Below are 13,675 nucleotides of genomic sequence, written 5' to 3'. Positions count from 1 at the left end.
GCTACGTCGGGTCGCTCTCCTCGCGCTGGACGATCGCATCGTCCGCGACGTTCGGTGCGCCGACGACGAGCACCCGGCTCTCTTCGACCGCGCGGAGCCGTCGCCACGTCTCGGGTGGGACCACGAGAACGTCGTTTGCGGTCAACTCGATCACGTCGCGTTCCCCCTCGCGTTCGAGCGTCACGTCGATCGTTCCCTCGAGGAGGACGTACAGCTCCTCTTGGTGCTCGTGGCGGTGGAAGGTGCTCTCGTCGCCCTGTCGGTACTGCCAGACGCTCGGCCGCATCTGCTCGGGCTGGAGCTCGAGTCCGATCGGACGCAGCGTCGCATCCATAACGTCGACGTCGCGCGCGTCGACGCGATCGATATTGGTCAGGTCGTACACAGACCGCGCTTCCACGATCGGCGGCAAAAAACCGACACGTGATTCGCGATCGTTGGACTCTCTCGCCGTGGGTAGCGATCAGCTCAGGCACTGGCCAGTACCAGTTCGCTATCGCAGATAGCAGTGCAAATCAATAAACAATCGTCCATAATATAATGGTTGAACTGCAGATTTAGTTGTTTGGTTGCTAGAAAACTGTATAAGGAGAAGGCTTAACGGCCGAACCCGCTCACGGTGTGACGTGGGCTATACAGACCCATACACTCCCGATCGATCGCGCTACGAGTGTTCGGCCTGCGGGTATCGGGAATCGACCGACTCGGCCGGAACCTGTCCGAACTGTCAGCATCAGCTCCGAAACATCGCCGTCCCTCGAGAGTAACTCGACGGCCGGTCTCACGGCATGCTCTTTCGTCGCGGCGGCCGCTGGCCCGGTCCCGCGGTCCTCACCGTCCGTCGATCGTCGAGCCACTCTGTTCTTCAGTCGAAATCCGGGAGATCCTCCGGCGGTTCGTACTCTGCTTCCCAGTCGATGTACTCCGCTTTGAGAACGACCGAGACGATCTGTCCGAACTCGGTGAGTTCCGCGTTGATCGCTGAGACGGTCCCCCACGTATCGAGTTCAGGGTGGTACTCGCGGGCCTGCCAGTCCTCCGGGATGCCCGGGGCGTGGTAGCCAACGCGATCGGCAAAATCGTCCCAGAAGAAGTCGAACTCTTTGAAGAGTTCGAGGTCGCGAGCGATCGCGTACTCCCGTTCCTCGAGGTCGGTGTCTGCGAGCCACTCCTCTATGGCCTCCTCCCAGGCACCGTCCTCGAGAAAGCCTTGCAGTTCCTCCCGTCGGTAGTCGATTTCGGTCGGATCGCTCGCGCTGATCGTCGCGTCGTCGTACTCGTTCGGATCGACGAACGCCAGTTCCGGCGGATCGGGAGGTTCGACGTCGAGTGTCATAGCTTCTGGTAGTGCGGGTTGTGGGATAAGAATTCCCTCCACGAGACGCCGGCGTGAGCGATCGGGCGACTCACCGTCCGCTGCCCCTACAGTTATTGGTCCCGACGCCAAAGTGAGCCCATGGCCAGCGACTCGGGCGGCCGAGACTACAGCCTCACGGAGATCTTCGCGATCAAGTTCGTCCTGGCCGACATCCTAATCATCGCGGCGTTGCTCTTTGCCGGGCCGCTGTGGGCGCTGGCCTTTACCGTACTGATGGTTCTGAGCGTCGTTCTCGTCTGGTATCTCACCACGCGCGCCGATACCGGAAGCGACGATTCGGACTCCGTGACGGAGGATGCCGCTCGCGCCGGTGCGGAACGATCCGCGCCCGACCCCGTGACGGAACTGCAGGAGCGATACGCCGCGGGCGACATCTCCGAAACGGAGTTCGAGACGAAACTCGATCGGCTGATCGAGACCAACGAGCGAGCCGAGGCGGCGGGCGTGGAAACGGCGGAACTGTCCCTCGAGCGCCGCGAGTAATCTCCCTCGCAACCGCCGAGTCGAGTCATGCAAACACTCAATTTTCACCCGGTCCTACCATCGATCGATGACAGCCTACGAGGCGGCGATTCTCGACGTCGACGGGACGATCGTTCGGGGCGAGGAACTCATTCCTAACGTCTCCGACGGGTTACACGCACTCGAGGACGCCGGCTGCTCCCGACTCCTCTTTTCGAACAACCCGACTCGCGGGAGCGACCACTACGGCGAGAAACTCGCACCTCACGGAATCGCGGTCGATCCCGACACCGTCCTCACGTCTGCGACCGTCTCCGCCGAGTACCTCGCGGCCACCCACCCCGACGAACGGGTCTATCTCGTCGGAAGCGATCGACTCGCGGATATCCTAGACGACGCGGCGATCGAGGTTACCGACGATCCCGAGGCGGCGGAAGTCGTCCTCGGATCGTTCGACGAGGACTTCTCCTTCGGCACGCTCTGGGAATCCCTGCGCGCACTCGACAGCGACGTCCCGTTCTACGGGACCGATCCCGACGCGACGATCCCGATCGAAGACGGCGCGATTCCGGGCTCCGGCGCGATTATCGCGGCGATGGAGGCCGTCGCCGGTCGCGAAATCGATGCGATCCTGGGCAAACCGTCTCCCATCGCCGCGGCGGCGGCGATGAACCGCCTCGACGCGGACCCCGAGCGGACGCTCGTCGTCGGTGATCGACTCGACACGGACATCGCACTCGGTGACCGGGCGGGGATGACGACCACAGTCGTGCTGACCGGCGTTTCCGATCGCGCGGCGATCGACGCTGCGGCCGTCGAACCGGATTACGTCATGGAGTCGCTGGCCGAGGTCGAAACCCTGTTCTGAAGTCCGAGGTCGACCCCTTGCTTTGGACCGCGAGTCGCGCGAACGATCGGTTTTTGTCAGGGCTGTCGGTTATGTATCGGCGCGATGTCGGTCCGACCGTCCGTCGAACGTCCCGTCGCCGGCCCCTGTTCTTTTTACGACGCGAGCGAAACTGGGCGGTATGTCCACGAACGGATCCCCAGTGCCGGAGATCGATTCGAACCTCTTTATTACCGTTTCTGGCCCGCCGGGTTGCGGGGCGACCACGCTGTGTGAGCGCCTGTCAGACGCGATGAACTGCCCATACGTTTCCGGTGGCGACATCTTTCGTGAACTCGCAGACGACCGCGGCGTGAACCTCAATCAGTTGACGGCGCGAGCGGATTCATCGGACGAGATCGATCGCGCTCTCGACTCGCGACTCCAGGCGATCGCTGAAAAGTGGGGTGCCAGCAGCAAGCCGTTCATCCTCGAATCACGGCTCGCGGGCTGGCTCGCCGGCGAGCGTGCGGACCTCCGAATCTGGCTCGATGCACCCGAAGACGTCCGTCTGGATCGGATCAGCGATCGCGTCGAAACGGAAGCGGAGATGCGTGTCCGGGAGGTCAGCGAAGCCGGCCGCTACCAGTCGTATTACGACATCGACGTCACCGACAGCGAGTTCTACGACCTCCGCATCAACACCGCACGCTGGGGGAAATCCGGCGTGTTCACGCTCGTCCGAACCGCGATCGAGGAGTACGATCCCGAAACCGATGAGGGCGCGTTCACCACGCCGGCCGTCGATCCGTAACGCCTCCCCCACGGTACACTGCCGTAGTCCCGCAGCGGACCCACACCTGGGTCGCGTGTGTAACACTGGCACGCAGCGATCGCGGGTGGGAGTTTGGTCCCGCAAACCGGACGCCGGTCGTCGAACGGACGCTCTCGCCGGATTCAGGCCTTCGGCAGTAGCCGTGCGAGCGGGCCGGCGTCCCCGTACTTCCTGGACCAGTACCAGATGAGCGGGACGCCGATCACGGTCGGCCAGAGCCAACTCACAACCGGGGAAATCATCGTGAGATTGACGACCGAGACCGCAGTTACGGTGGCGATGTACGCACCCATCATCCGGCCGAGATGGTCGATCAGCCACGGCTCTCGCCGTTCCGAGTCGCGAAACCCGCGAAGATCCGAAACGCCGACGGAGAGACCGATGGCTCCGAAGACGATCATCACCGTCCCGAAGGAGTCACCTCCGAGAATGAATCCGATGCCCCAGCCGCCGAGAAAGAGACAGGCTCCGACGACGACCACTGCGCCGGCCCAGTCGATCGGGTCGACCGTGTCTATCGGCCGCTTTCGGGAGAGCACCCGGTAGCCGGAGAACGCGAAGTAGCCGCTAAAGATGGCGACGAGCGTCAGAAACACCCGACTCGGCGTAGGGTCGAACGCGAGCAAGGGAAGAACCGTGACGACGACGATTCCCATCGAGGCGACGTAGATGCGTCCGGCCAACCGGTGGCGGTCCCCGCCTTTTCCGGTTCCTAGTGCGGCGACGCCCGCCAGTAGCGCGACGACACCGGCCGCAATGTGTACCCAGAGCGTCGCGCTTTCGAACAGTGACATACCCCTCATAAGTCAAATATAAGTATAACTGTATCGCAGCCGCACTGTCGGAAGTCTCGAACGCCCGAAGCTCCGTAGACGGGTTTAGACCGCCGAAATCAGGATCGGAGCAGAATCAGTACCGACGCAGAGCAGGACCGAGATTGACCCACAGTCGGCCGGGAGTATCGGCCAGCGTCTCGTCGCTCAGTCACCGCCGGTGTCGACCGCTTCGCGTCGCAACCGTTCGCCCGTTTCCGAACTGACGGTCAGTTCCGGAACGGTCGTCGGCGTTCCCTCGTCGTCGATCGCGACGTAGACGAAGTACGATTCGGTCGTCTTCTCGCGCTCGCGCGTCCGGAGGTCCTCCCGTTCGGTGAGCAGACGGACCTTCACGCTCGACCGTCCAGCCTCGTAGACGTAGGCGGTGATGAACGCCGTGTCACCGACCGGAATCGGCCGCTCGAAGTTCATTCGATCGACACGGGCCGTGACGCAGGTTTCGCCGGCAAAACGCATGGCGGACATCGCACCTACCTCGTCCATCCACTTCATGACGTTGCCGCCGTGGGTCACGTCGAGGCTGTTGGCGTGGTTGGGTTGTACCATCTCCCGGTTTTCGATCAGCGTTTCCATCAGATCCGTCATTGGTGGCCCTTCTGGAACGACGACAATCAGTCTTCTCGTCGGTTCGCTGCCACGCTGTTCTCGTCGGCGACCGCTCTCTCGGACGTGGCCACAGTTTCCCGGCCGGTCCGATACTGGTAAAAGTCGCCATCGAGTTGACTCGACAATGAGCGATGCAGGCGACGCCGACGTGCCGGTACCCCCCGAGCCAGCGGACGAGGGTCCCGGCTCAGTCCACGTCCTCGGGACCGCACACGTCTCTCAGGCGAGCGTCGACGAGGTCCACGAGACGATCGATCGAGAGCAACCGGACGTCGTCGCCGTCGAACTCGACGAGGGCCGCTACCGCCAGATGCAGGGCGGTTCCCCCGAAGATATCGAGGCGAAAGATCTCCTCTCGGGAAACACCGTTTTCCAGTTCCTGGCCTACTGGATGCTTTCGTACGTCCAGTCGCGGCTGGGCGATCGGTTCGACATCGAACCCGGTGCGGACATGCGTGCGGCGATCGAGGCCGCAGAGCGAAACGGCAAAGGCGTCGCGCTGGTCGATCGCGACATTCAGGTGACGATCCAGCGGTTCTGGCGGCGACTCTCCGCGACGGAGAAGCTGAAAATGATCGGCGGACTCGCGCTGGGCATCACCGATCCGCGGACGATCGGGCTGACCGTCGGTGCCGTCGCCGGACTCTTCCTCGGAATCGTCTTCGCCGCGTTCCTGGCACCGCTGATCGGACTCGGTGAACTTCTTGCGATGGGAATTACCGATCCCACGACGCTGCAGTACGTCGGCGGTGCGGGCGTCGGCGTCGTCGTCGGCCTGTTGCTCGGATTGATCCTCCTGCCGTCGTTCGAGTCCGCCCACGAGTACACCAGCGGCCTGCTGAGCGGGTTCTCGATCCGGCTGCTGGGCGGGGTCGTACTCGGGGTCGCGGGCTGTCTCGCGTTGATCGCGACAGACACGTTCGTCGGCCCGTTCTCGGCCGCGACCTTCGAGAGCGCCGGCGGCTACGCGATTCGGGGAACGATCGGCGGCCTGGCGGGACTCGGTGTCGGGGTCGCCTTCGGGGCAGTGGTCGGTCTCGTCCTCGACGCGCTCGGCGGCGACGTCGAGGAGATCGACGAGATCGACATCGAGGAGATGACCGACGGCGACGTGGTCGCGGCCATGATGGAGGAGTTCCGTCGGTTCAGCCCGCGCGGTGCGAACGCCCTGATCGACGAACGCGACGCCTACATCGCCCACAAGCTTCACGAACTTCGCGAGCAGGGGTACAGCGTCGTCGCCGTCGTCGGCGCGGGCCACAAAGCCGGAATCGAGGGTTACCTGTCGAATCCTGCCGATCTGCCACCGATGGCGTCACTTACGGGGACGGCGTCCGGGCGCCGCTTCTCGCCGGTGAAGATCGTCGGCTACCTTATCATGATTGGGTTCTTCGCGTTTTTCTTCCTGCTGATCATGGCCGGCGTCCAGAACACGTTCCTGCTCCAGCTTTTCGGGGCGTGGTTCCTGTTCAACGCGTTCTTTGCATTTACGCTGGCCCGGTTGGCCGGTGCCCACTGGACCAGTGCGGGCGTCGGCGGCTCTGTCGCCTGGCTGACCAGCATCAATCCGTTGCTGGCCCCCGGCTGGTTCGCGGGCTACGTCGAACTCAAACACCGGCCGGTGAACGTCCGAGACATCCAGACGCTCAACGAAATCGTTGGTGACACCGAACGACCGATGGGCGATGCACTCGAGGATATGTTCGACGTGCCGCTCTTTCGACTGATCATGATCGTCGCGCTGACGAACGTCGGGAGCATGATCGCGACGTTCCTGTTTTTCATCGTCGTCGTGCCGTGGCTGGCTCCCGAAATCGGCGGTGTGGATGCCCTGATGGGCGAGCTTATCCGGGGAGCGGAAAACAGCATCGACCTGATTCGGGGGGTCCTCGCGTGAGCTACCCCAGCCGGCAGGAACCGGAACCCGAAATCTCGTTTAGCGACAAGGAACTGTTCGATCTCGCCCTGGCCTGGATCGCGCTGAGCGTCGCGTTCGCGCTGTTGCTCGCACCGGTTCACCGCGGCGTCGTCGGCGTCGGCTACTTCGTAACGATGGTCGGCCTGAGCTTCGTCACCGTCGGCGTCGCCTTTCTCCTCCACGAACTCGCCCACAAGGTCGTCGCGATCGAGTACGGCCAGATCGCGGAGTTCAGAGCCGACTATCAGATGCTTTTTCTGGCGATCATGAGCGCCCTGATCGGGTTTTTGTTCGCCGCGCCGGGGGCGGTCTACCACCGCGGCCGAATCACGACGCGCCAGAACGGCCACATCGCGCTCGCGGGACCGGTGACGAACCACCTCCTCGCCGCGTTGTTTTTCCCGCTCATGCTCTTGCCGGGTATCCTCGGCACGATCGGTCACCTCGGCGTCCTGATCAACCTCTTTCTCGCCGCGTTCAACATGATCCCCTTCGGACCCCTCGACGGGAAATCGGTCATCGAGTGGAATAAACCCGTCTTCGGCGTCGTCTTCGGAGTCAGCTTGGTCCTGCTCGTGGGCTTTTATCTGGTGTTCGGGCTGTTCTGACGAGGGTCGTCCGAGATCTGGCACTGAGCGACGCGCCGACCGCTTCGTTCCGGATTGCTACCGGTGACCTTTTGCTCGCGCCACGAGGTCGTTCACTCATGACCGATTCAGCGGACACTGGGGGCGAAACGGAGGCCAGCGAGGAGGCGGAACGACTCACGTACGCCGAAACCGGCGTCGACATCGACGCCAGCGAAGATGCGACCGCGGCGCTACTGACGGCGTTCGGAAGCGATCTGACGACCGAATACGCCGGCCTGCTCGACATTGGCGATCGGTATCTCGCCCTCGCGACGGACGGCGTCGGCACGAAATTGCTCGTCGCGGAAGCCATCGAGGACTTCTCGACGATCGGTATCGACTGCATCGCGATGAACGTCAACGACCTCGTCGCCGCGGGCGTCGAACCCGTCGCCTTCGTCGACTACCTCGCGATCGACGAACCCGACGACGCGCTCACGAACGAGATTGGCGAGGGCCTCGCGGTCGGCCTGGAAGAGTCCGAAATGACTCTGCTCGGCGGTGAGACGGCCGTCATGCCCGAGGTCGTAAACGGATTCGATCTGGCGGGCACCTGTGCGGGTCTGGCCGACAAAGACGACGTGCTCGACGGCACCGCGGCGGTGGGTGACGCACTCGTCGGGTTTCCCTCGAACGGTATCCACTCGAACGGGCTTACGCTCGCTCGCGAGGCCGTCACCCGCGACCACGAGTACACCGACGAGTTCCCGCCGAACCCAGATCGATCGATCGGCGAGGAACTCCTTCGACCGACGCGGATCTACACGCACCTGCTCGAGCCGATGCACGGACACGACGTCCACGCAGCGGCACACGTTACGGGCGGCGGGTGGACCAACCTGCTGCGAATGGGCGATCGACGCTACGAAATCGACGACCCGCTGCCCGCCCAGTCGGTCTTCGAGTTCGTTCAGGAAGAAGGGGCGGTCACGGACGAGGAGATGCATCGGACGTTCAATATGGGAACCGGCTTCGTCGTCGCGCTGCCTGAAGACCGCGCGACGGAGCTGGTCGACGCGACGGAGGGACAGGTGATCGGCCGCGTCGAGGAAGGCGAGAGCGTCGACATTCGAGGACTGTCGCTCTCCTGACACGGTCTGGCTGCGTCGCTGTCCTGTCGATCGCGGCCGTCGTCGTTCCATTCTCGATGGACGGCTGGGGAAAACTGGTCCTCTCAGAACCCTGGCCCGACCACAACACTTTTAGTTTTAGGCTCGCCTAATCTCTGGTAATGGACGTACCCGCCCGCAGGCAGGATTCCGATCGCACCGAGGCTCGCGAGGAGCCGGCGGCGATCGTGAGCAGTCACGAGACCCGCCCTGGTAAAGTCGTCTTCACGGAGCGAAACAACACGGACGGCTGGATCGCGACCGATCTCACCGTCAATCTCGAACCATAGCTCGCAGACGGTTCCGTGACCTCGTCGTCGTAGCACGCGCGTTCTCCATTGTACTGGGTACTGGACGCCGTCGCTACGCGTCTCCCAGTCGTATTTTATAGAAAACCGAAACCAGCGGTGGTCGAGCCAGCGCGATTCCTGTCGACTCCGAGTTTACCTAGTTCGTCGCTTCCTCGAGCACCAGCGTGTCGTCTTCGAGGTAGTGTTCGACGTGGTGTCCATCTTCTTCGGTCGTCACCAGAATCTCGCGCAGGATCTCGGCAGTGGCGTGATCACCGAGGTTCTCCGCGAGTTCGATGCTTCCGCGCAGGGATTCGATGATGTCACCGTACATTTCGAGGTCGTGTTCCATCATCGTACGGATCTCGTAGACATCCTCTCCCTCGAACTCGACGGTTGCGCGCCGCTCCTGGTTGGTTGGACCGGAGACCGGGACACCGCCGAGTGCCTGGGCACGCTCGGCGATCATGTCTGCGGCTTCCTCGACGTTCTCGTAAGCCTCCTCGAAGAACTCGTGGAGAGGCATGAACTCCGCACCCTCGACGACCCAGTGGTGTTTCTTGAGCTGGTGGTAGAGGACGTACGCGTTCGCCAGCTCGGTGTTCAGCGCGTCGACGATCTGTTCGGCTTTCTCCTGATCGAGACGGAGGCTGTTCTCCTCGACGGCGTCGGCTGACTGGCGGACGGTTTTCTGGGTGCTCATCGTACCTCCGAATACTCGCGCCTCACACTTAAGCATTGTCCATGCAAAAACTATATTTGGGGTGTACAAAACTTCGCTTCAAATAAAAGTAAAACGAGTTGTTTCTTGGCAACTCCCCTCGCTACGACAGGCTCGATTTCGATCGGGTACTCGCCGGAGATCGTTGAGTGGCTCGCGAATCGGGTTGGGAGCCAGCGCGCTGTTTATATACACACCGCGAGAATTATCGGAAGTGATTGACGTCGTACTGCAGGTTGGTGACGCGCCGCTCAACGAGGCCGTCGTCCGCATTGCACTCGCCGGCGCGCTCGGTATGTTCCTCGGACTCGAACGCGAGTGGTCCCAGAAGTCCGCCGGCATCCGGACCTTCTCGCTGACCAGTCTCCTCGCGGCAGTTTTTATGATCCTCGCGACGGAGACGACCGTCGGCCAGGGACTGCTGGTACTCGGCGGCTTTCTCGTAATTGTTCAGGGCGTGTTGCTCGCCGTCCAGGGGCTGCTCGGCGACGAAGAGACCGGTCTCTCGCTGACGACGTCCGTCTCCATGCTCGTCGCCTACGGCATCGGCGCGCTCGTGGCTGCGGGGTTCATCCTCGAAGGCGTTACCGTCGCCGTCCTCTCGTCGCTGTTGCTCGTCCTCAAACGGGAACTCCACGAATTCGCGTGGGGACTCTCTCGGGAAGAGATGCGATCGACGACTGAGTTCGCCATCCTGGCATTCGTCATCTACCCGCTGTTGCCCGCCGAGACCGCGCTCAATCTCGGCGTGATCGTCATCCCCCTCGAACCGCAGGTGATCTGGCTGATGGTCGTCGCCGTCGCCGGCATCGGGATCGTCAACTACGCGATCGTCTCGACCTACGGCGGGCGGGGCATCGCTATCACGGGCTTTTTCGGCGGACTCGCCTCTTCGACGGCCGTCGTCGGGACGATGCTCGATCACGTCCGCCAGCGGCCCGAGGCGGCTTCCTACGCCGTTGCTGCAATCTTGCTGGCGAACGCTGCAATGGCCGCCCGAAATCTTGCGATCGCGGTCGGCTTCACCGTCGGTAGCGGGAGCGACATTCTCGTCGAAGCGATCGTTCCGCTCGGGGCGGTCATTCTGATCGCCTTCGCCGTGGCCGCGCTCACCGCAGACTGGAGCGAGTCCGGGCCGATGGAACTCGAGAGCCCGTTCTCGATGAAAAATGCGTTAGCGTTCGGAGCCGTGTTCTTCGCCGTCCTCGTCTTCGGGTCGCTGGCCGAAACGTGGTTCGGCACGCTCGGTTTCTACGCGACCGCGGTCGCGAGCGGCTTCGTCTCCAGTGCGGGCGCGACGACCTCCGCAGTCGTCCTCTACCGCGGTGGCCAACTCGGTCCCGCGGAGGCGACGATCGCGATCCTGCTCGCGACGGTGTCGAGCATCGTCGTCAAGGCGATGCTCGCGGCGACCTCGACCAACGACGGCTTCCGGAACAAGGTTGCGGCCTACAGCGCGATGTTGCTGATCGGCGGCGCACTGGCATCGGTCCTTATTGTCATCTGACCCTTCCTCCCGAAAATCGTGATCTGATCGGCTACCTCGAACAGCGAGATGCAAACACTCGTCGCGATCGCACGCGCGTTCGCTGCAATTCGTCGGATATCTTTACTCGCTGGGGTCCCAAACGGAACTATGGACCGCGATACGGTCACGCCGCAGGTCGAAACTATCCCCGGCGATCGCGCGAACCGGTGGGTCGACTTCCACCACGAATTCGCCGCGCCGAGCACCTACGTTTACGAGTTCGTCTGGGACGCGGGGGCCGAGGCGATCGGTCCGTTCTGTACGGACGTCGACGGCAACGTGTTGCTGGATTTTACGAGCCACGTTGCGGCCGCGCCGCTCGGCTACAACAATCCGTACGTCCGCGATCGACTCCGGGCGTTCGATCTCGTCGACCCGCTGAAAATCGCCGGGCAGGACTTCTACGTCAGCGGCGGCGGTGGCGCGCCCGAGGACCCGGCGTTCCCCGGTCCGACGCAGTTGATGGACCGCCTGATCGCGATGACCGACCACTACGATATGGATCGCGTCTTCCTCTCGAACTCGGGGGCCGAGGCCGTCGAGAACGCCCTCAAAATCTGTTACGACTCGGGGGGTCACCGCGCGGTCACCTTCGAGGGGGCGTTCCACGGTCGCACGCTCGGTGCGCTCTCGCTCAACCGATCCAAAGCGGTCCACCGAACCGGCTACCCCGAGATTCCGGGCGTGATGTGCCTGCCCTATCCTGCCACCCAGGAAGCCTACGACACCCGCTGGCGAACCGACGGTCCTGGCGGCAACGTACTGGCCGACACACTGGACCCCGAGCGGGGCGTCGTCGATCCCGACGAACTCGCCTACGTCATTCTGGAACCGATTCAGGGCGAGGGCGGCTACCGGGTCGCCCACCCCGCGTTTGCACGCGATCTCGAGGCGTTGCGCGATCGATACGACCTCAACATTATCGTCGACGAGATCCAGTCGGGACTGGGACGGACTGGCGAGCTCTGGGCCGTCGACCACCTCGATCTGACGCCGGACGTGATAACCAGCGCAAAGGGACTCCGCGTCGGGGCGACGATATCCAGATCGGACGTCTTCCCCGAACGGACGGGCCGACTCTCGTCGACGTGGGGTGCTGGCGACCTCATCGCCTCGATGCAAGGGGCGTTGACGATCGACGCGATCTCCGAACTGAATCTCCTCGCGAACGTCCGCGAGCGCGGCGCACAGCTCCGATCGATCGTCGAGGAACGAGACCTCGAATCGATCGTCGACGTGCGCGGACGCGGCCTGATGTTCGCCGTCGAATTCGATACGAAAGATCGCCGCGACGCCGTCCTCGAAGCCGCGTTCACAAACGGCCTCCTGACGCTCGGTTGCGGATACAAGACCCTTCGACTGCTGCCACCGTTGGACGTCACCGAGCGCGAGATCGAACTCGGGGCGCGCCTGCTCTTCGAGTCGATCGAAGCGGTCTCACCCGCGAAGTCCTGATTCAGCGACCCGATCGCCCCATCGCGTGGATCCGTCCTGGCACCTTCCTCACGAAAGCCGTCTTCTCTTCGGGCTTCCGACCCAACTGCAGGCACGATGATTGGAGCGTTCACGGTCGGCAAAAAGGCGGTCACGTTCGGCTACAAACGCTACGGCGTTCCCGGCGCGATCGTGTCGGGCGGCGTCGCGCTCGCGGGATACGTCGCGGTTCGGCGCGCCCTGCAGTCGATTTCGGAGTCGGGCGACGGGTCGATCGACTCAGCGATCGACGCCGCGACGATCGAGACCGCGATCGATGCGAACGGGTTAGCAGCGGTGACCGATCCCCAGACCCTGGACGACGCGATCGATCAGGACGAATTGCTCTCGACGCTCGACCCGGACGCCCTCAGGTCGTCCGTGGCGGAGGAAACCGACGAATTTGGTGGCGACGAAGTGGACTCGGAAGGCTGACGACGGGGACACGGCTGGTTGCCCCTCTGATGCGGTTCGTTGTAACGAATTACAATAGTCGGCTCTGTTGAAACCCGCAGTAGATGTCAAGAATTGACTGCTGAATAGAGTGAATAGATGCAGCACGGAGGACTTGGTTATTCAAGCCATCCGGGAAAGAAAAATAACACATGCCCCACTTCGTCAGACCCAATTGTCGGGAAGCTGGGCTGCATTATCGTCCAGCAGTTCAAGAAGTGGGTTGATTTCTTCGAATCGGGGGCCTTTGGCCACTTCATTTGCGTTCTGGTCCCACTGGATGAATCCGGCATCTGCTAACCGAGGCAGATGGTTATGATACAATTCCACCTCTGATCCGTCTGTCTTCTCCACAATGGTTTCTGGCACCAGTGTCCCACCATCTGTTTGTTTTTCTTTTAATTCAACGAGTGTCCGGCGGCGTTGAACATCTGATAATGCCGCTAAGTAGTGATCCATTGGTCATGATCTGTTCAACCAGCGGAAAAGCAGTTGTCCCAAAATGTGTTGGCACACCCCCTGATTGAGTGGTATGACAATCGTTTGCTCCGAGTGATTCGGCCCGTTGAAACTTCTGTGGAGCAGTGCGACATTCGCGCCCTGTATTCAGC

Annotated in this window: 17 protein-coding genes; 11 read left to right on the top strand and 6 right to left on the bottom strand. The window is 62.5% G+C overall.

Annotated features, from left to right (window positions below; genetic code table 11):
• Window position 1: 1 nt before the first annotated feature.
• Window positions 2-385, bottom strand: a complete 384-nt coding sequence (locus tag AC6I6L_RS18720; protein ID WP_497919286.1) for a cupin domain-containing protein — start codon at window positions 383-385, stop codon at window positions 2-4.
• A gap of 241 nt (window positions 386-626) precedes the next feature.
• On the opposite strand from AC6I6L_RS18720, the gene AC6I6L_RS18715 reads away from it, so the two are divergent.
• Complete coding sequence (locus AC6I6L_RS18715; protein WP_497919285.1) at window positions 627-767, top strand: rubrerythrin-like domain-containing protein; 141 nt, start codon at window positions 627-629, stop codon at window positions 765-767.
• A gap of 98 nt (window positions 768-865) precedes the next feature.
• Here AC6I6L_RS18715 and AC6I6L_RS18710 read toward each other — a convergent pair whose 3' ends face one another.
• The gene (locus AC6I6L_RS18710) at window positions 866-1,336 is read right to left on the bottom strand and encodes a DUF7992 family protein (protein ID WP_497919284.1); all 471 of its coding nucleotides are present in this window, start codon (window positions 1,334-1,336) and stop codon (window positions 866-868) included.
• A 120-nt stretch (window positions 1,337-1,456) separates the two neighbouring features.
• Here AC6I6L_RS18710 and AC6I6L_RS18705 point away from each other — a divergent pair, with 120 nt between their 5' ends.
• The 3 genes from AC6I6L_RS18705 (at window position 1,457) to cmk (ending at window position 3,480) form a co-directional block, all read left to right on the top strand.
• The gene (locus AC6I6L_RS18705; protein WP_497919283.1) at window positions 1,457-1,861 is read left to right on the top strand and encodes an SHOCT domain-containing protein; all 405 of its coding nucleotides are present in this window, start codon (window positions 1,457-1,459) and stop codon (window positions 1,859-1,861) included.
• A 67-nt stretch (window positions 1,862-1,928) separates the two neighbouring features.
• Window positions 1,929-2,708, top strand: coding sequence for an HAD-IIA family hydrolase (locus tag AC6I6L_RS18700; protein ID WP_497919282.1), 780 nt, complete (start codon window positions 1,929-1,931; stop codon window positions 2,706-2,708).
• A 160-nt stretch (window positions 2,709-2,868) separates the two neighbouring features.
• Window positions 2,869-3,480 carry a (d)CMP kinase gene (gene cmk / locus AC6I6L_RS18695; protein ID WP_497919281.1) on the top strand — a complete coding sequence of 204 codons (612 nt, stop codon included), beginning with the start codon at window positions 2,869-2,871 and terminating at the stop codon, window positions 3,478-3,480.
• 143 nt (window positions 3,481-3,623) lie between these two features.
• On the opposite strand, the gene AC6I6L_RS18690 is transcribed toward cmk, so the two are convergent.
• A complete protein-coding gene (locus AC6I6L_RS18690) occupies window positions 3,624-4,295 on the bottom strand; it encodes a DUF2306 domain-containing protein (protein WP_497919280.1) in 672 nt (223 codons plus the stop codon).
• Between the two features lie 186 nt (window positions 4,296-4,481).
• On the bottom strand, window positions 4,482-4,922 hold the full coding sequence (locus AC6I6L_RS18685) for an acyl-CoA thioesterase (RefSeq protein WP_497919279.1): 441 nt from the start codon (window positions 4,920-4,922) through the stop codon (window positions 4,482-4,484).
• A 145-nt stretch (window positions 4,923-5,067) separates the two neighbouring features.
• On the opposite strand from AC6I6L_RS18685, the gene AC6I6L_RS18680 reads away from it, so the two are divergent.
• The 4 genes from AC6I6L_RS18680 to AC6I6L_RS18665 all read left to right on the top strand — a co-directional run bounded on the left by AC6I6L_RS18680 (window position 5,068) and on the right by AC6I6L_RS18665 (window position 8,889).
• Complete coding sequence (locus tag AC6I6L_RS18680; RefSeq protein ID WP_497919278.1) at window positions 5,068-6,840, top strand: TraB/GumN family protein; 1,773 nt, start codon at window positions 5,068-5,070, stop codon at window positions 6,838-6,840.
• Window positions 6,837-7,469 (top strand): zinc metalloprotease, encoded by a 633-nt coding sequence (locus AC6I6L_RS18675; RefSeq protein ID WP_497919277.1) that lies wholly within the window; start codon window positions 6,837-6,839, stop codon window positions 7,467-7,469. Before AC6I6L_RS18680 ends, AC6I6L_RS18675 begins: the two co-directional genes overlap by 4 nt.
• Window positions 7,470-7,567: 98 nt before the next feature.
• On the top strand, window positions 7,568-8,581 hold the full coding sequence (gene purM, locus AC6I6L_RS18670; RefSeq protein ID WP_497919276.1) for a phosphoribosylformylglycinamidine cyclo-ligase: 1,014 nt from the start codon (window positions 7,568-7,570) through the stop codon (window positions 8,579-8,581).
• A 140-nt stretch (window positions 8,582-8,721) separates the two neighbouring features.
• On the top strand, window positions 8,722-8,889 hold the full coding sequence (locus AC6I6L_RS18665) for a DUF7331 family protein (RefSeq protein ID WP_497919275.1): 168 nt from the start codon (window positions 8,722-8,724) through the stop codon (window positions 8,887-8,889).
• A gap of 157 nt (window positions 8,890-9,046) precedes the next feature.
• On the opposite strand, the gene dpsA is transcribed toward AC6I6L_RS18665, so the two are convergent.
• Window positions 9,047-9,592: a DNA starvation/stationary phase protection protein DpsA gene (gene dpsA, locus AC6I6L_RS18660; protein ID WP_497919274.1), complete on the bottom strand. Its 546-nt coding sequence runs from the start codon at window positions 9,590-9,592 to the stop codon at window positions 9,047-9,049.
• A gap of 232 nt (window positions 9,593-9,824) precedes the next feature.
• Here dpsA and AC6I6L_RS18655 point away from each other — a divergent pair, with 232 nt between their 5' ends.
• From AC6I6L_RS18655 to AC6I6L_RS18645, 3 genes are all read left to right on the top strand, one after another.
• Window positions 9,825-11,117, top strand: coding sequence for an MgtC/SapB family protein (locus AC6I6L_RS18655; protein ID WP_497919273.1), 1,293 nt, complete (start codon window positions 9,825-9,827; stop codon window positions 11,115-11,117).
• 129 nt (window positions 11,118-11,246) lie between these two features.
• Complete coding sequence (locus AC6I6L_RS18650; RefSeq protein WP_497919272.1) at window positions 11,247-12,593, top strand: aminotransferase class III-fold pyridoxal phosphate-dependent enzyme; 1,347 nt, start codon at window positions 11,247-11,249, stop codon at window positions 12,591-12,593.
• 96 nt (window positions 12,594-12,689) lie between these two features.
• A complete protein-coding gene (locus tag AC6I6L_RS18645; RefSeq protein WP_497919271.1) occupies window positions 12,690-13,046 on the top strand; it encodes a hypothetical protein in 357 nt (118 codons plus the stop codon).
• A 183-nt stretch (window positions 13,047-13,229) separates the two neighbouring features.
• Here AC6I6L_RS18645 and AC6I6L_RS18640 read toward each other — a convergent pair whose 3' ends face one another.
• Window positions 13,230-13,523: a DUF7344 domain-containing protein gene (locus tag AC6I6L_RS18640; protein WP_497919270.1), complete on the bottom strand. Its 294-nt coding sequence runs from the start codon at window positions 13,521-13,523 to the stop codon at window positions 13,230-13,232.
• Between the last annotated feature and the right edge of the window lie 152 nt (window positions 13,524-13,675).

The organism is Halosolutus sp. DAT137 (assembly GCF_059736405.1).
This window is presented reverse-complemented; position numbering and strand designations above follow the sequence as displayed.